The organism is Brevundimonas fontaquae (genome assembly GCF_017086445.1).
Lineage (GTDB): Bacteria > Pseudomonadota > Alphaproteobacteria > Caulobacterales > Caulobacteraceae > Brevundimonas > Brevundimonas fontaquae.
Genome location: NZ_CP070968.1, coordinates 433632 through 450783, shown reverse-complemented (window position 1 = coordinate 450783; position 17152 = coordinate 433632). Strand labels below are relative to the sequence as shown.

Sequence of the window (17152 nt, the reverse complement as noted above, 5' to 3'; positions counted from 1 at the left end):
CCCGCGCCGGTCCGTCGCCCCAAGGCAGCGTGGCGTCAGGCGAAGGGCGGGATGGCCTTCAAGTCCGGTCACGCCGCCGAATGGATCGCAGCCTTCTGGCTCATCCTGCGCGGCTATCGCGTTCTCGGCTTCCGTCTGAAGAGCCGGGCCGGCGAGATCGATCTGCTGGTCTGTCGCGGTTCGGTGCTGGCGGTCGTCGAGGTCAAGCGCCGCGCGACGATGGAAGCGGCCATGCTCGCGCTGAAGCCGGTCCAATACGATCGACTGATCGCGGCGGGCGAGGCGATCCGGCGCAATCGGCCGGGTCTGCAACGTCTGGATTTGAGAATTGATATGGTGGCGCTGGCTCCCTGGCGCGTTCCACGTCATCTTCGTGGCGTCGATAGGCGCTGACAAGGGGATCGCATGACGCGCGAGGAGGCCGAGGCCGTCCTGACCGCCGCCGGTCAGGCCGAAGACGACGCCTTCCCCCTGCTGGAGGCGGCGATCGCCTGCGCCATCCATGACCATCCGTTGCGTGATCCCGAGCCTGTTCGCGCTCTGGCCCGCAACGCCTGCGAGCGGCTGAAGGAGCGGATCGGCGGCGAAGGTCCCGACGAGGCCCTGGCCGAAACCCTGTGCGCGGACCTGCGGCTGAACGGCGACCTGATCCATTACGACCATCCCGACAACACCGACATCATCGCGGTCGCCGAGCGTCGGCGCGGCCTGTCCGCCGTTCTGGCGGTCTTCTATCTGCACGCGGCGCGCGCGGCCGGCATCACGGCGGCGGGCGTCGATTTTCCCGGCCATTTCATGGTTCGCGTCGAGACGCCGGAAGGTCCCGTAGCCCTGGATCCGTTCAGCCAGGGGCGGCTGATCCTGCCCAGCGAACTGACTCGCCGCGCTCTTCGCGCCGGTCTGATGCCGCATGTCGCGGATCGGCTGGATATCCTGATGGCGCCGGTGACGGATCGTCAGTCGCTGATCCGCCTGCAGAACGTGCTGTTTAGCCGCGCCATTCGCGGTCGGGACTATGAGGGCGCCGAGCGGTCGGCCCTACGTCGCGCCCTGCTCGACCCCGAAGACCACCGGCCGTGGCTGGACGTCGCCTCGGCGCGCGAGAAACAGGGCGCGCTGGCCGGCTCGCTTCAGGCCCTGTCCCGCGCCCACGGTTTGGACGGGGCAGAAGAAGCCCGCCGCTTCACGACGTTCGAACGCGTGAGAATGCAGTTGAACTGAACCGAGCGATGAAGCGGCGATTCTGAGTTTTTCGTGACGTTAGAGGCTGACTTATCCACAGCACTACTAACAATCGCTTCCCAAACCTGACTTGACTCACCAAGAATCATGCAGAATTCCGCAGATGACCGATATATTGTGGGTTATCAGCACCAAAAAGCGCCATGACGGCTTGACTGGCCTTATCATAGCGTCATGATGAGAACATGGCTAACGTCGCTGAAATCGTGCGCGATCGCCTCGACGAGATCGAGGATGAGCTTGATCGCCTGAACGCTCGCATTGCGTCGCTGCGCGCAGAAGCTGCCGAGCTTGAAGTAGCCCAAAGGGTGCTTGCAAGGCTGCACGTGGATGATGAAGCGGACGACGCTGATTTGTCCCGAGCGGTTGTGCCTAGGCCTGAAGCATTTTTGCCGACAGGTGGGACACGCCGAAAACCGACAAGTCTTCCCGCTGTTACTGACATGATCTTAAAAGTCTTAGAGAATGCCGAGAAGGCAGGCATCGACGGACTCGAACCGCGTATAATTCTTGCTGAAATTCAGCGCGTTTGGTGGCCTGACGCTTCCAGCGAAAGTGTCGGACCTATTGCTTGGCGAATGTCGCAACAAGGGCGATTGAGAAAAGATGGGCCTGTCTACTCACTACCCAAAAAAGAATCGGCGAGATCGCATAGCAATCTCGCCGACCTCTTAGGCTCAGAACCGGAAGGAGGTGAGGCAACTTGAAACCGCCACCATAACTTAACTTCCAGACTGCGTTGGGAGGCACCCCGTCGCAGTGTGCAGCCCCGTTGGGGGACCAGTAGCGTACCGGAGAGGTCAGAAATGGCCTCTCCGGTACGATTTCTCAGCGTATAACGGATTGAAGCGACGGTCAATTTTGTGGACCTGAAGCTAAATTTGATTCCGATTTCAATTGGTTAGCTTAAGCAGGCCTAAAATGCCTCGCCGCGTAGCAACCTAGGCAAATCCCCCGTCGCGCCGCCGGCTTCCTGCATGAAGGCGCGACGCAACGGCCCGATCCGGTTGACCGCCGCCATGCCGAGATCGCGCGCCAGACGCACCGGCGCGATGTCGTTAGAGAACAGGCGTACGAAGGCGTCGAAACCCGCCGCCAAGGCCGCGTTGTCGAACCGGCGCCAGCGGGCGTAACGCTCCAGAACGGTTTCCGACCCGATGTCCTCGCCCAGGCGCGCGGCCTCGGCCAGCACCTCGGCCAGAGCGGCCGCATCCTTCAGCCCCATGTTCAGACCCTGGCCGGCGACCGGATGCACTCCGTGTGCGGCGTCCCCGATCAGGGCGATGCGCGGCGCGATCAGTTTCTCCGCCAGGCTGAGCGACAGCGGATAGACGAAGCGCGGGCCCTCGACCGTCGCCCCATCGAGAAACTCTCCGAACCGCCGCATCAGATGGGCGTGGAACGCATCGTCCGAGGCGTCGCGCAGCGCCTCGCCCCGCCGCGTCGTCTCGGTCCAGACCAGGCTGGCGCGCTGATCCGTCAGGGGCAGGATGGCGAAGGGGCCGCTGGGCAGGAAATATTCGTGGGCGACATTGCCATGGTCGCGACCCAGCCGCACCGTCGCCACAACGCCGCTCTGGCCATAGCCCCAGCCGACGGTCTCGATCCCGGCCGCGCGGCGCACGGCCGAGCCTCGCCCCTCCGCGCCGACGACCAGGGGGGCGATCAGGGTCGATCCATCGGCCAGGGTCACGGCCGCCTTGCCCGCATCGGTCGCGACGCTGGCGACGGTCGCCGGGGCCCGCACCGCGATCCCCGCGCGCGTCACCGCCTCGGCCAGGGCCGCACGGATGCGACGGTTCTCGACCATATAGCCCAGCGGTTCGCCGCCGGTGCGGCCGCCGATCTCGTCGGCGTCGAAGCGCAGGAAGGCGGGCGAGGCGGACCGGCTGGCCGCGCCCGGCCGACGCCCGTCCGTCACCAGAATATGGTCCATCCGGCAGGCGTGGGGACGCAGGGTTTCGCCTAGGCCAAGCGCGTCCAGCATGCGGAAGGTCGAAAAGGCCACGGCGGTCGACCGTCCGTCGAAGGTCGGCGCCAACTGGGCGCTGAACGGCTGCGGATCGACCATCACGACCTTCAACCCGCCTTGCGCCGCCGCCAGGGCGAAGGCCGCCCCGGTCAGCCCCGCGCCGGCGATGACGATGTCGTAGCGTTCGGTATCAGCCATGACAGGCTTGTCGCGCCGTCGCGGCCAAAGGTCCAGAGGACGGTTTGTCCATCGCCAAGGCCAAGCTGGTAAACAGCCCCTTAACCCTGTGAGTGCGACAAGGGCGGTCGAACGTCAGCCGCCGGAAGGTTCGACCCTTCATGTCCACCGCCCTCGTCATCGGCCGTCAGGCCTGGATCAGCGCCCGCATCCTGTGGGACGCGCCCTTCGTGGTGCGGTTCAGAGGTGTCTTGCAGGCCCTGCTGGCGACCCTGCTGCTGGTCGCCCTGGTGTCGTGGAATCCGGCGGACGCCAGTCTGAATGCCGCATCCAGCCTGCCGACGACCAACTGGCTGGGGGCGAACGGCGCCCTGTTCGCCGATCTGTTCATGCAGTCGCTGGGTCTCGCAGCCTGGCCGGCCGCCCTGCTGCTGGTCGCCTTCGGCCTGGCGCGCGCGGTCGGCGATGCGATCCAGCAAAGGCTCAAGCCCACGCCGTTGAAGGCCCTGGCCGCGACCGGCGGGGTGCTGCTGCTATCCGGCGCGCTCGCCGCCCTGGCCGCGCCCGCCGCCTGGCCGCTCGCCGCCGGTCTGGGCGGTCTGTGGGGCGATGCCGTGACGGGCCTGGCGGCGCGCGGCCTCGGCGCCCTGCATATTCCCGGCGGCCGCATCATTGCGGGCCTCGTCTTCCTGATCGCCGGGCTGTGGCTGGTCGGTTTCGCCATCGGCCTGCGCGCCATGGATTTCCTGGACGCCCTGCACTGGGGCAAGTCGCTGCGCGCACCCGCGCCGCCCCAGCCGAAGCCCCTGGCCGCCCGCGAAAAGGCGCCCGCCAAGGCCCGAGCGCCCCGCGCCGCGCCACCGGAAGAGGCGCCGCTGGCCCCGACCTATGCCGAAGAGCCGCCTCAGACCGCCTATGACGACCTGCCGCCGTGGGAGGACGACGCCGTCCAGCCCGCGCCACGCCCCTCGGCCGCCCGCCCGGTCGAGCCGCGCGTCGCCGCGGTCAAGGCGCCCAAGCCCCGCAAGGACGATGTGGACCAACAGGCCTTCGACTTCGTGCGGCCGGAAGGCGATTTTGACCTGCCGCCGCTCGGCATCCTGACCAAGCCGGCCCAGCGCGTCGGTTCGGTGGACGAGGATTCGCTGAAACAGAACGCCAAGATGCTGGAAGGCGTGCTGCAGGAATTCGGCGTGCGCGGCGTGATCGACCAGATCCGTCCCGGCCCGGTCGTCACCCTGTACGAACTGGTCCCCGCGCCGGGCGTGAAGCATGGCCGCGTGGTCGCCCTGGCCGACGACATCGCCCGCTCGATGTCCGCCCGCGCCTGTCGCATCTCGGTGGTCCAGGGCCGAAACGCCATCGGCATCGAACTGCCCAACGCCAAGCGCGAGACCGTCTATCTGCGCGACCTTCTGGCCAGCGCCGAATATGACAAGAAGGGCCACCTGCTGCCCTTGGCGCTTGGTGAGACCATCGGCGGCGAGCCCTATGTCGCCGACCTGGCGCGGATGCCCCACCTGCTGATCGCGGGCACCACCGGCTCGGGCAAGTCGGTCGGGGTCAACGCCATGATCCTGTCGATCCTGTATCGCCACAGCCCGGCCGAGTGCCGCTTCATCATGATCGACCCCAAGATGCTGGAGCTGTCGGTCTATGACGGCATCCCGCACCTGCTGGCGCCGGTCGTGACCGATCCGAAGAAGGCCGTCGTCGCCCTGAAATGGACGGTGCGCGAGATGGAGGATCGCTATCGCCGTATGTCCAAGCTGGGGGTGCGCAACATCGCCAGCTACAACGAGCGCGCCCGCGAGGCCCAGGCCAAGGGCGAGCATTTCGAACGCACGGTCCAGACCGGCTTCGACGACCAGGGCCGCCCGGTCTATGAGTCCGAGAAGATCCGCCCCGAGCCCCTGCCCTTCCTGGTCGTGGTCATGGACGAGATGGCCGACCTGATGCTGGTCGCCGGCAAGGACGTCGAGGGCGCGGTTCAGCGTCTGGCCCAGATGGCCCGCGCCGCCGGCATCCACCTGATCATGGCGACCCAGCGCCCGTCGGTGGACGTCATCACCGGCACCATCAAGGCCAACTTCCCGACCCGCATCTCCTTCCAGGTCACGTCCAAGATCGACAGCCGCACCATCCTGGGCGAACAGGGCGGCGAACAGCTGCTGGGCCAGGGCGACATGCTCTATATGGCCGGCGGCGGCCGCATCACCCGCCTGCACGGCCCGTTCGTCGACGACAAGGAAGTCGAGGACGTCTGCAAACACCTGAAGGCCCAGGCCGAGCCCGACTATCTGGATCTGATCACCGACGAACCGGACGGCGACAGCGACAACGGCTATGACGAAGGCGGCGGCGGCAGCTCGGGCGACGACCTGTACGACCGCGCGGTCGCCGTGGTCACCCGCGACCGCAAGGCCTCGACCAGCTACGTGCAGCGTCGGCTCCAGATCGGCTACAACCGCGCCGCCTCCCTGATCGAGCGAATGGAGCAGGAAGGCGTGGTCAGCCCAGCCAACCACGCCGGCAAGCGCGACGTCCTGGCCGGCCCGCCGCCGATGGTGTGAAAATAGCCGGTCTCCTCCCTGCTTTGCGGGGAGGTGGCGCGGCGCTTCTTCGCGCCGTGACGGAGGGGTTCTTCAGATCATCGCGAGCGCGGGTGGGCCTTCAAGACCCCCTCCACCACGCTACGCGCGGTCCCCCTCCCCACAGGTGGGGAGGAGACGCCATGCAACCGTCCCCCCCAATGTCCGTTGTCTGACCCGCTATCGCGTCCAAGCTTCAGCATTTCGATGAACAGGGCTTCATCGCAGCGCCGGAATATGGTCAGGCTCGCGTCATTCCGACGCCAAGCCGACCGGGCAAGACGGCAGGATCGACAACCATCCCGAACGGGAGACGAACTTCATGACCTCGCGCACCAAGACCCTGGCCTTGCCGGCCGCCGATCTGCACCGCCGCAGCCTGCTGCTGGGCGCCGGCCTGACGACCGGCCTGATCGCGCTGGGCGCCTTCGATGCCGCCCACGCCCAGTCCAACCTGTCGGCCGAGGATCGCGCCGTGGTTCAACAGGCGCAGGGCTATCTGCAGGCCCTGACCTCGGCGCAAGGCACCTTCACCGAAACGGGCCCGAACGGACAGACGCGCCAGGGCCGCTTCTACCTGCAGCGTCCCGGCAAGATGCGGTTCGAATACACCAACCCGGCCGGTCTGCTGGTGGTATCGGACGGCTATAACGTCAAACGCTACGACCCGCGTCTTAACAGCTTCCAGCAGGTGCCGCTCGGTCGCACCCCACTGTCCACCTTCCTGGCGCGCAATGTCCGGCTGGACCAAGGCGTCCGCATCGAACGCGTGACCCGGATGGCTTCGGGCGCCTTCGCCATCACGGCGCGGGATTCCAACCGCCCGAACGACGGGCAGGTCGTGCTGGCCTTCGCCGGCAATCCGATGCGTCTGCAAGAGTGGACCATCACCGATCCTCAGGGCGCCCGCACCCGGACCCAGCTGACTTCGCTGCAACCGGCGTCCGGCCTGTCGGCGCGCCTGTTCCAGCTCAGCGATCCGACCCGCCGGCCCGGCCGCAACTAAGGGCTTTCGGGGGCGGGTGACCATTCCTCAACCCCTGTTCCGCTAGACTGGCCGCATGAGCGCGACCGCCCCGCCATCCGGCGTCCCATCGCTGAAATGGATCGCGGCGGTCGGCGCTGGCGCCTTTGCTCTGTTCATGCTGGGCGCCCTGGTGGTCGAACCGGCTCTGAACCGCTTGATCGCTCCTACCGACCTCTCTGCCAGACCTCTCTTGTCCGGACAGGTCGAGGTCGGGGAGGTCGTGCTGTCCGGGCGCTACGTCGCGGCCAAGTCCGACATGGCGCTGGACGTGAACGGCGGCGCGCTGAGCACGACCACGGGCGGCCGCCTGACCTCGGCGCCACATCGGCTGGTTCAGGCGGATCAGCAGGCCAGCGTCTCCAAAAGTTTTACGGACGCCATGGCCGTGCCGCCGATGGCCCAGATCGAGGTGCGGCGCGTCACGGCTGACGACGACACGCGGCTGTGCGCCGGTTATCCCGTCGGATGGCTGGCCTTGGCCGTGCGGCGCGACGGCTTCGTCCTGATGCCGGTGCGACAGGGGCCGCCGCCGGGCGCCCTGCTGGGCGACGACCGCCTGTGCGCCGTGCTGGACCTCAGCCGATGATGCGAGCCCTGGTGCTGGCGGCGTTGGCCGGACTGGTCGCCGCGCTTCTGACCTGGACCCGGTCGGGCGCGACGGATGGGACGGCGACAGACCCCGTCGTTATTCAGGTGCTCGACAACGGCTTTCACACCGATATCGCCGTCCCGCGCGCCGCGCTGGAACGCCGCGGCGGTCCTCTGGCGCTTGCGGTCCAAGCCTTGGCGCCCGGCGAGTGGATTCTGATCGGCTGGGGCGATGCGAAATTCTACGTCGATCAGAGCCCGATTTCGGATCGCTTGCCCGACGGGGCGCGCGCCTTTCTGCATCCCGGCAATCGATCGGTGCTGATGCTGGCCCCTCGACGCGACGATCCGAGCCTGGCCTATGGCGAAGACAGCGCCGCTCTGACCCTGCGCCGCGCCCGCTTCGAGCGTCTGGCCGCGCGCGTCGAGGCTTCGCTCGACCTGTCGAACGGCCGGCCGCGCATCGCAGCCCTGCGGCCCGGCGACGACGCGCGCTTCTTCGCCAGCCGCGAGACCTTCTCCATCCTGCATTTGTGCAATCACTGGACGGCCGGCGTACTGAACGCCGGTGGCGTGGCGATCCGGCCTGTTCCGGCCATCACCTCGGGCGAGGTGATGCGCTCGGTTCGGGTCGCCGACCGGGCGCGAAAACTGGACAGACCCCCGCTGCGGGACTAGACCGCCCGACTTTCGCCTATCCGGCCGGGTCCGATCCCCAGCGGGCGAACAAGAAGGAGAGGCCGATGGCCCACAAGCAACACACCCGCAACGCCTCCGGCCCCGCCGGACCCAGCCAGCGCCAGCTGCGCGCCGGCGAGCTGATCCGTCACGCCCTGGTCGACATCCTGCGCGAGGAGGATATCCGCGACGAGGCCCTGGCCGGGGTGTCCATCACCGTGACCGAAGTGCGCCTGTCGCCGGACCTGAAACACGCCACCTGTTTCGTCGAGCCTCTCGGCGCCGGCGTCGAGGCCGCGCCGACCAATGGCCACGAGAGCGAGATCATCAAGGCGCTGAATGTCCACGCCAAATTCGTGCGCGGCCAGCTGGGCCGTCGCCTGGACATGAAGTTCACGCCCGACCTGAAGTTCCGCCACGACGAAAGCTTCGACGCCGCCAGCCACATCGACCGCCTGTTCGACGACCCCCGCGTCCGCGCCGACCTGGAGCGCCGCGACGACGAGGACGATCAGTGATCCTCCGGCGTCAAGTAGCGCGAAGCGCGGTAGGCCAAGCATAATGGGCCGCAAGAAGAAGGGCGACATCGTCGACGGCTGGGTTTGCCTGGACAAGCCGTTCGAGATGGGATCGACCGAGGCCGTCAGCCGCATCCGTCGCCTGTTCAACGCCCAGAAGGCCGGTCACGCCGGAACGCTCGACCCGCTGGCCAGCGGCATCCTGCCCATCGCGCTCGGCGAGGCGACCAAGACCGTGCCGATGATGATGGAGGCGCAGAAGGTCTATCGCTTCACCATCAACTGGGGCGTCTCGACCGACAGCGTGGACCGCGAGGGCGAGATCATCGGCCGCTCCGACGTGCGCCCGACCGTCGATCAGGTGAAGGTCACCCTGCCGGCCTTCGTCGGCGAGATCGACCAGACGCCGCCGCGCTTTTCCGCAATCAAGGTGGACGGCGCCCGCGCCTATGACCTGGCCCGCGACGGGGTGGAGTTCGAGCTTCAGGCCCGCCGGGTGACGATCCACTCGGCCGAGGTGACGGATGCGCCCGACGCCGACCACGTGGAACTGACCATCCGCACCGGCAAGGGCGTCTATGTCCGCTCGCTGGCCCGCGATCTGGCCGCCGCCCTCGGCGCCGAGGGTCATGTCAGCGCCCTGAGACGCGAGCGCGTGGGGCCGTTCAGCACGCAAAACGCCGTCACTCTGGATTCTCTGGAGGAAATGGTGCATAGGGGCGCCGCCTCGGAAGGCTTGCTTGCCGTCGCGACCGCTCTGGACGACATCCCGGAACTGGCCGTGAATGAACAGGACGCCTTCTCGCTTCGGCAGGGACGCCCGATCGTTCTGCTCCCCCGTCAGGTGGAAACCCTCAAGGATCGTCTCACCGGCGGTTCGCGCACGGTTTCAGCCTTTCAGGGCCAGACCCTCGTCGCCCTCTGTCAGTTGCGGGCCGGCCGGCTAGAACCCGACCGCGTTTTCAACCTCTAGGCCCGCGCCATCCGGCAAGGGCCGAGACCCCACGGCCTCAAGTAGCGCGAAGCGCGATAGGCCAAGAAAGGACTCTACGATGTCGGTTACTGCTGAACGCAAGCACGAGATCATCGCCGATAACGCCCGCTCCGCTGGCGACACCGGCTCGGCCGAGGTTCAGGTCGCGATCCTGTCGGAACGCATCGCCAACCTCACCGAACACTTCAAGACCCACAAGAAGGACAACCACTCGCGTCGTGGCCTTCTGAAGATGGTGTCGCAACGTCGCCGCCTGCTCGACCACCTGAACAAGGTCGACGCCGGTCGCTACCAGGCGCTCATCTCCAAACTGGGCCTGCGCCGCTAAGGCGTCGGAACAGTGTAGAATACGCTTTCGAGGCGCGGGCGGTCTCGTCCGCGCCTCGTTGTGCAACTAAGCGCTTCCAGGCCAAGTGGCTGCCGGTTGGCCGCCCCGGAAGCGCGACGACAAAGACACGACCTGTGCGCCGCAGGACTTACCGGCGCAGCTGCGAGGGCCATGACGGTCCTCTCCCGGTCGTCGCGATGGCGCGGCGGCCTCTGGATCGAAGGACAGAACGCCGACGCATCCGCCCCATGATGGGACCCCGCACGGAATACGCCGTCCGGGATACGAAAGACGAAATATGTTCGACATCAAACGCAAGACGATCGACTGGGCCGGCCGCCCGCTGACCCTGGAAACGGGCCGCATCGCCCGCCAGGCCGACGGCGCCGTGCTGGCGACCTACGGCGAGACCGTGGTTCTGGCCACCGTCGTCTATGGCCGTGCGCCCAAGCCCGGCCTGGATTTCTTCCCCCTGACGGTCAACTATCAGGAAAAGACCTTCGCCGCCGGCAAGATCCCGGGCGGCTACTTCAAGCGTGAAGGCCGTCCGTCCGAGAAGGAAACCCTAGTTTCCCGCCTGATCGACCGTCCGATCCGGCCGCTGTTCGTCAAGGGCTTCAAGAACGAGACCCAGGTCGTCGTGACCGTGCTGCAGCACGACATGGAAAACGATCCCGACGTTCTGGGCATGGTCGCCGCCTCGGCCGCCCTGACCATTTCGGGCGTGCCCTTCATGGGCCCCATCGGCGCCGCGCGCGTCGGCCTGATCGACGGCGAGCTGGTGCTGAACCCCGCCATCGACCTGATCCCGTCCTCGGACCTCGACCTGGTGGTCGCCGGTACGCAAGACGCCCTGATGATGGTCGAATCCGAAGCCAAGGAGCTGTCGGAAGAGAAGATGCTCGAGGCCCTGATGTTCGCGCATGCGGGCATGCAGCCGGTGATCGACGCCATCATCGAACTGGCTGAACACGCCGCCAAGGAGCCCTTCGACTTCCAGGCCGAAGACCACTCCGACGTCGTCGCCTCGATCAAGTCGCTGGTCGGCGAAGACATCAAGAGCGCCTACACCCACGCCGGCAAATACGAGCGCCGTTCGGGCGTCGACGCCGCCAAGAAGGCCGCCGCCGCCAAGCTGGTGAAGACCGACGAGAACCCTGACGGCGTCGACGGTTCCAAGTTCTCGGCCGCCTTCAAGGAGTGCGAAGCCGAAGTCCTGCGTCGCGACATCATCGAGAACGCGCACCGCGTCGACGGCCGCGCCCTCGATAAGGTCCGCGCCATCGTGTCGGAAGTCGGCGTCCTGCCGCGCACCCACGGTTCGGCCCTGTTCACGCGTGGGGAAACCCAGGCCCTGGTCGTCGCCACCCTCGGCACCGGCGAGGACGAGCAGTACATCGACAGCCTGCAGGGCACCTACAAAGAGAACTTCCTGCTGCACTACAACTTCCCCCCCTATTCGGTGGGTGAAGCAGGCCGCATGGGTTCGCCCGGCCGTCGCGAAATCGGTCACGGCAAGCTGGCCTGGCGCGCGATCCGTCCGATGCTGCCGACCAAGGAAGACTTCCCCTACACCATCCGTCTGGTCTCCGAGATCACCGAGTCGAACGGCTCGTCCTCGATGGCCACGGTCTGCGGTTCGTCGCTGGCCCTGATGGACGCCGGCGTGCCGCTGATCCGTCCGGTCTCGGGCATCGCCATGGGCCTGATCCTGGAGCCGTCGGGCGAGTTCGCCATCCTGTCGGACATCCTGGGTGACGAAGACCACCTGGGCGACATGGACTTCAAGGTCGCCGGCACGGCGGAAGGCATCACCAGCCTTCAGATGGACATCAAGGTCGCCGGCATCACCAAGGAAATCATGGAACAGGCCCTGACCCAGGCTTCGGCCGGTCGCCTGCACATCCTGGACGAGATGTCCAAGGCCATGGATGCGCCGCGCGCCGAACTGGGCGAGCACGCGCCCAAGATCGAAACGGTCAAGATCCCGGTCGACAAGATCCGTGAAGTGATCGGTTCGGGCGGCAAGGTCATCCGCGAGATCGTCGAGAAGACCGGCGCCAAGATCGACATCGGCGATGACGGCACCATCAAGGTCGCCGCCAACGACCAGGAGAAGATCGACGCCGCCAAGGCCTGGATCCAGTCCATCGCCTCGGAGCCGGAAGTCGGAACCATCTACTCCGGCAAGGTCGTCAAGGTCGTCGATTTCGGCGCCTTCGTGAACTTCTTCGGCGCCAAGGACGGCTTGGTCCACGTGTCGCAGATCGCTCTGGAACGCGTCGCCAATCCGGCCGACGTCCTGTCGGAAGGCCAAGAGGTCAAGGTCAAGTTCCTGGGCTTCGACGATCGCGGCAAGACCAAGCTGTCGATGAAGGTCGTCGATCAGGCCACGGGTGAAGACCTGACGGCCAAGATCAACGCCGAGCGCGCCGAGCGCGGCGAAGAGCCCCTGTCGGAAGACACCGGCGGTCGTCCGAAACGTGACGGCGGTGATCGCGGTGGCGATCGCGGACGTCGTCGTCGCGACTGAGCGACTTCGGTATCGAGACTGAAAGAGGCCCGGCGGAGCGATCCGCCGGGCCTTTTTCTTTGGGTCGGCGCACCGGCTGTCCGCGATTTCACTTGCCGCCCCGGCCCATGCGGTTTCCATTGCCGCATCCAGTTTCGAGGGGCCGTTCCATGTTCGATCGTCGTCGTCTTCTTCAGTCCGCCGCCCTGGGCGCCGGCCTCGTCGCCGTGGGCGGCCCGGCCTTCGCTCGTCAGGCCGGTGCATCGCAGGGCGACGCCGCCGCCCAGCTAAAGACCTTCATGGACACAACGTTCGAGCAGACGCTGGACAAGAGTCCGGAGGTCGTCACCATGTTCGGCCTGGACAAGGGCGACCGCGCCGCCGCCAAGTCCAAGCTGACCGTTCCGACCCGCGCCGAGGAAGACGACCAGCGCGCCTTCACCCGTCGCCAACGCGCCGAATTGGCCCGCATCGACCGCTCCAAACTCGATGCACGCAACGCCAACTACTACGACAGCCTGACCCAGAATCTGGACGGGGTGATCGCCACCTACGACATCCCTTACGGCCAGGGTGGCTGGCCCAATCCGTACCGCGTCAGCCAGCAAGGCGGCGCCTATCAGTCCACGCCCGACTTCCTGGCCAACCAGCACACCATCGAGACGGCCGCCGACGCCGACGCCTATGTCGCCCGCGTCAACGCCTTCGCCGACGTGCTGCTGGCCGAGACGGATCGTCTGAAGGAAGACTATGCGCTGGGCGTCATCCCGCCCGACTTCATCCTGGCCAAGGCGATCCGCCAGCAGGACGGCGTCCTGGCGACGCCTGCGGCGACCTCGCCCCTGACCCAGTCGGTCGTGGATCGGGCCCGCGCCAAGGGCCTGACCGGCGACTGGGGCGCGCAGGTCGAACGGCTTGTGACCGAGCGGGTCTATCCGGCCCTGGCCGCCCAGAACGCCGTCCTGAAGGCAGCCCAACCGAACGCCGTGCACGAGGCCTCGGTGCGCCGCCTGCCGCAGGGCGAGCAGTATTACGCCAACAGCCTGCGCTACATCACCACGACCCGGCTGACGGCGGACGAGATCCACCGCACCGGCGTCGAACAGATGGCGGATCTGACGGCGCGCGCCGATGTTCTGCTGAAGGCGCAAGGCCTGACGCAAGGCTCGGTCGCCGAGCGGATCAAGGCCCTGGGGGACGATCCCAAATACGTCTACGCCGACACCGATGCGGGCAAGGCCGAGTTGATCGCCAAGCTGAACGCCCAGATGGCCGACATGCAGGCCCGCCTGCCCAACGCCTTCGGCCGCCTGCCCAAGGCCAAGGTCGAGATCAAGCGGGTGCCGCCCGAGATCGAGGCCGGCGCGCCGATGGGCTATTACAACTCCCCCAGCCTGGATGGGACGCGGCCCGGCATATACTGGATCAATCTGAAGGACACGGCGGAATGGCCGTCCTGGACCCTGCCGACCCTGACCTATCACGAGGCGACGCCGGGCCACCATCTGCAGATCAGCTTGCAGCAGGAGAGCGAGTCCGCGCCGCTGCTGATGAACCTGCTGGGCTTCTCGTCCTACGTCGAAGGCTGGGGGCTATATGCCGAACAGCTGGCCGACGAACTGGGCGCCTATGAGAACGATCCGGTGGGTCAGATCGGCTACCTGCAATCGCTGATGTTCCGCGCCGCGCGCCTGGTGGTCGACACCGGCATCCATTCCAAGGGCTGGAGCCGCGAAGAGGGCATCCGCTACATGATGGAGGCCTATGGCGATCAGGAAGGCGCGGCGACGTCCGAGGTCGAACGCTATTGCGGATGGCCGGGCCAGGCCTGCGCCTACAAGGTCGGCCACAACGAATGGGTCCGCCTGCGTGAAAAGGCCAAGACGACACTGGGGTCCAGGTTCGACATCAAGGGCTTCCACGACACGGCGCTCGCCGCCGGCGGCGTGCCCCTGTCGGTGCTGGAACGGATCGTCGACGGCTGGGTCGCGACCCAGGCTTAATCTGCGACGGTCAGGCCGTCGGCCTGGCGCAGGCGATTGTGGATGTCGGTGGCGGCGACGGCGGCTTCGGCGGTCGCGACGGCGATCTGGTTGAGGCCGCGCACGACGTCGCCGGCGGCATACAGGCCCGGCACGCTGGTGGCCTGATGCAGATCGACCTCCAACCGGCCGTCGCCGGCCAGACGCGCGCCCAGCCCCCGGGCCAGTTCGGCGTTCGGCGATGTGCCCAACGCTGAATAGACCAAATCAAATGCGCGGCTCTGGCCGGCGTAGCTCAGGGCCGTCACGCGATCGTTCTCGATGTCGATCGCGTCCAGCGGCGCCAGGATCAGTTCAACGCCGAGCCGGTCCAGTTCGTCACGCCTGCTGAGCGCGTCGGGCGCGCCGATATGGATCAGGGTCACACGGTCGGAATAGGTGCGCATGAAGGCGGCCTCGCGCGCGCCCTTGTCGCTCTGGCCGATGATGGCCACGGCCTTGTCGGTCGCCTCGTAGGCGTCGCAAATGGGACAGATGCGGACCAGCGCCTTTTGCACCGCCGCTTCGACGCCGGGCAGATCCGGATGGTGATCGACGACCCCGGTCGCCAGCAGAACGGCGCGGGCGCGAACGACGCGGCCATCCATCTCAGCGACGAAGCCGTCGCCGTCGTGGGTCAGGCGCTGGACGCGATCCGGTTCGACGACCGCGCCATATTCCTCGGCCTGTTCGCGCATCCGCTTCAGGATGTCCGCGCCGGTGATGCCCGCCGGAAAGCCCGGCATATTGTGGCTGAGCGGGATCCAGCAGGCGCGGGGCGCGCCGCCATCCACCACCAGGGTCCGCCGACGAAAGCGGCCCAGATAGGTCGCAGCCGTCAGGCCGGCCGGGCCCGCGCCGATGATCAGAACCTCCGGATCGGTCACCGCGTGCGCCAAGTGACAGGCCAAAGGTCGGACGGCACGCCGGCGCATTGGCCCATCACGCTTTCCTGCGTCAGGGTGAAGCCCTGTCCCGTCCAGGCCCAGGTCTGCGCCGCGCCGCAATCCCCGATGCCCCGCGCCTTGGCGAAGGCCGACAGGGTGCGGGTCTTGGGATCATATGCGCCGTTGACGGTCGCGTTGTCCTGCATAACGGGATCGGAGCCCGGACCTTCCGATCCGGCGAGCATTGCGGGCCGAGGGTCGCGACCGCCCGGTCCTGTCAGATACCAGTTGTGGGTGACGTTATAGGCGCCCGATCCGCAGGGCACGGCCCACAGCTCGGTGCGGGCGTCCAGCCGGGCGGACATGACCATGTCGCTGACGGCCGGCATGGCCGACTCCTTGAGGCAGTCGCCGACCTCGGTACGAGCGCGCAGCGCGGCGGGCAGGCGCTGGTTCTGATCGCCAAACGCGGCCTGATCGACGGCCGGAGCGGGCGTCACCGTCGGCAGCGACGGCGCAATCGGCACAAGGGCGGCCGGGCGGTCGCCGCGTCGGATCAGGGCGGTTGGCGTATCCAAACGTCCCTGCTTCTCGTCGATCCACAACAGGGCGGCGGCGGCGCCGTGCAGCGAGACCTCCTGGGTCGAGGCGCCGCGAATGATCATGACCTTGCCCTGAGCCATGGCGTCGAGGGCGGCGCGAGCGCCTTCGCGGATTTCCCCGATCGGCGTCTCGGCGTCGCTCGCCGCGCCCAACACGGCCGGATAGGCGCGGCCGTCAATGGTCAAGCTGAGGGGCCCGGCGCCCTTGGCCTCGCCGTCGGGCCAATAGCCGAAGAGGATTTGCGGCTGGGCGTTCGGACCGGGCGCCAGGCTGATGCGGACCCAGCCGGCGGCGAACTCGGGCGCAAAACCGAAGGCCCAGCAGGTCCCGTCATTGCCGCAGGTGGCGCTCCAGTCGCGGAAAATTTTGGTCTCGGGGCGGATTTGCAGCACCGGAGCGGCGGCGGCCGGTGCAGACGGACTGGCGACCTGGGTCGCGGCGGGCACCTTGGCCGCATCCTTGTCCCCGCATCCTGCGATGGACAGCGCGGACAGGACAAGGGCCGACAGGGCGACGCCGCGCGACAGGCCGTTCAGGGTCATGCCTTCTTCAACTCCGACGGCTTGTGCGCCGCGCGTGCGCCGGTCTTGGCGCTCTCGACGATATACTCCGGATTATCCTTGGAGGCCGCAACCTTGTGGCCCTTGATCTTGGTTTCCGAGGTGACCTTCTTGACCACCTTGCCGGTCGTTGTGCCCTGACTGTGGTCCCACTTCACCTTGTCGCCGGCCTTGAACGTCTTTTCTGACATGACCATGACTCCTGCTGTGTCGCTTCCTGTTCAGCGATCAGCGTGCGCATCAGTTCCGCATCGACCACGGGCGGCGCCTCGCAGAAGGTGACGATCCACCGGTCCACCAGCTGGCGCTCTTCCTCCGTCATCCTGCCGTCCGTCTCTGTTGTTGGGCTCAAGAGAAGTCCGGGGGCGGCAAAGGGTTCAGAACCGATCTGCGTTATTCCGAGCGGCGACGACGGCCGGCGGGGTTTGCGCGGGCGCGCGGCCTCGCTATACCG

At 67.1% G+C, this 17152-nt stretch carries 16 protein-coding genes; 12 read left to right on the top strand and 4 right to left on the bottom strand.

From position 1 onward, the window contains the following. The first annotated feature begins 51 nt into the window (after positions 1 to 51). The 3 genes from JX001_RS02165 to JX001_RS02155 all read left to right on the top strand — a co-directional run bounded on the left by JX001_RS02165 (position 52) and on the right by JX001_RS02155 (position 1949). The gene (locus JX001_RS02165; protein ID WP_241004812.1) at positions 52 to 393 is read left to right on the top strand and encodes a YraN family protein; all 342 of its coding nucleotides are present in this window, start codon (positions 52 to 54) and stop codon (positions 391 to 393) included. 12 nt (positions 394 to 405) lie between these two features. Continuing rightward, entirely contained in the window at positions 406 to 1221 is an 816-nt protein-coding gene (locus tag JX001_RS02160; protein WP_205682097.1) for a SirB1 family protein, read from the top strand. 206 nt (positions 1222 to 1427) lie between these two features. Then, entirely contained in the window at positions 1428 to 1949 is a 522-nt protein-coding gene (locus tag JX001_RS02155; RefSeq protein WP_205682096.1) for a hypothetical protein, read from the top strand. A gap of 209 nt (positions 1950 to 2158) precedes the next feature. On the opposite strand, the gene JX001_RS02150 is transcribed toward JX001_RS02155, so the two are convergent. Further along, entirely contained in the window at positions 2159 to 3412 is a 1254-nt protein-coding gene (locus JX001_RS02150) for a UbiH/UbiF/VisC/COQ6 family ubiquinone biosynthesis hydroxylase (protein WP_205682095.1), read from the bottom strand. 140 nt (positions 3413 to 3552) lie between these two features. On the opposite strand from JX001_RS02150, the gene JX001_RS02145 reads away from it, so the two are divergent. From JX001_RS02145 to JX001_RS02105, 9 genes are all read left to right on the top strand, one after another. Then, on the top strand, positions 3553 to 5964 hold the full coding sequence (locus JX001_RS02145; protein WP_205682094.1) for an FtsK/SpoIIIE family DNA translocase: 2412 nt from the start codon (positions 3553 to 3555) through the stop codon (positions 5962 to 5964). Positions 5965 to 6304: 340 nt separating this feature from the next. After that, positions 6305 to 6988: a LolA family protein gene (locus tag JX001_RS02140; protein ID WP_066553451.1), complete on the top strand. Its 684-nt coding sequence runs from the start codon at positions 6305 to 6307 to the stop codon at positions 6986 to 6988. A 55-nt stretch (positions 6989 to 7043) separates the two neighbouring features. Continuing rightward, a complete protein-coding gene (locus JX001_RS02135) occupies positions 7044 to 7595 on the top strand; it encodes a hypothetical protein (protein ID WP_205682093.1) in 552 nt (183 codons plus the stop codon). Continuing rightward, entirely contained in the window at positions 7592 to 8275 is a 684-nt protein-coding gene (locus JX001_RS02130; protein WP_205682092.1) for a DUF2459 domain-containing protein, read from the top strand. Before JX001_RS02135 ends, JX001_RS02130 begins: the two co-directional genes overlap by 4 nt. Positions 8276 to 8340: 65 nt before the next feature. Continuing rightward, a complete protein-coding gene (gene rbfA, locus JX001_RS02125) occupies positions 8341 to 8793 on the top strand; it encodes a 30S ribosome-binding factor RbfA (protein WP_091752041.1) in 453 nt (150 codons plus the stop codon). Between the two features lie 43 nt (positions 8794 to 8836). Further along, a complete protein-coding gene (gene truB / locus JX001_RS02120) occupies positions 8837 to 9766 on the top strand; it encodes a tRNA pseudouridine(55) synthase TruB (RefSeq protein WP_091752038.1) in 930 nt (309 codons plus the stop codon). A gap of 79 nt (positions 9767 to 9845) precedes the next feature. Beyond that, a complete protein-coding gene (rpsO, locus tag JX001_RS02115; RefSeq protein WP_017506665.1) occupies positions 9846 to 10115 on the top strand; it encodes a 30S ribosomal protein S15 in 270 nt (89 codons plus the stop codon). Between the two features lie 298 nt (positions 10116 to 10413). Beyond that, positions 10414 to 12648, top strand: coding sequence for a polyribonucleotide nucleotidyltransferase (gene pnp / locus JX001_RS02110; RefSeq protein ID WP_205682091.1), 2235 nt, complete (start codon positions 10414 to 10416; stop codon positions 12646 to 12648). 149 nt (positions 12649 to 12797) lie between these two features. Next, complete coding sequence (locus JX001_RS02105; protein WP_205682090.1) at positions 12798 to 14630, top strand: DUF885 domain-containing protein; 1833 nt, start codon at positions 12798 to 12800, stop codon at positions 14628 to 14630. Here the strand turns inward: JX001_RS02105 and JX001_RS02100 are convergent. From JX001_RS02100 to JX001_RS02090, 3 genes are read right to left on the bottom strand one after another with little or no spacing between them, the layout of a single operon-like run. Next, the gene (locus JX001_RS02100; protein WP_256435996.1) at positions 14627 to 15535 is read right to left on the bottom strand and encodes an NAD(P)/FAD-dependent oxidoreductase; all 909 of its coding nucleotides are present in this window, start codon (positions 15533 to 15535) and stop codon (positions 14627 to 14629) included. The two genes, JX001_RS02105 and JX001_RS02100, sit on opposite strands and share 4 nt — an antisense overlap. Beyond that, positions 15532 to 16680, bottom strand: coding sequence for a DUF1176 domain-containing protein (locus JX001_RS02095; RefSeq protein WP_205682088.1), 1149 nt, complete (start codon positions 16678 to 16680; stop codon positions 15532 to 15534). Before JX001_RS02095 ends, JX001_RS02100 begins: the two co-directional genes overlap by 4 nt. Continuing rightward, positions 16677 to 16889 carry a hypervirulence associated TUDOR domain-containing protein gene (locus JX001_RS02090; protein ID WP_017506660.1) on the bottom strand — a complete coding sequence of 71 codons (213 nt, stop codon included), beginning with the start codon at positions 16887 to 16889 and terminating at the stop codon, positions 16677 to 16679. Before JX001_RS02090 ends, JX001_RS02095 begins: the two co-directional genes overlap by 4 nt. Positions 16890 to 17152: the final 263 nt, after the last annotated feature.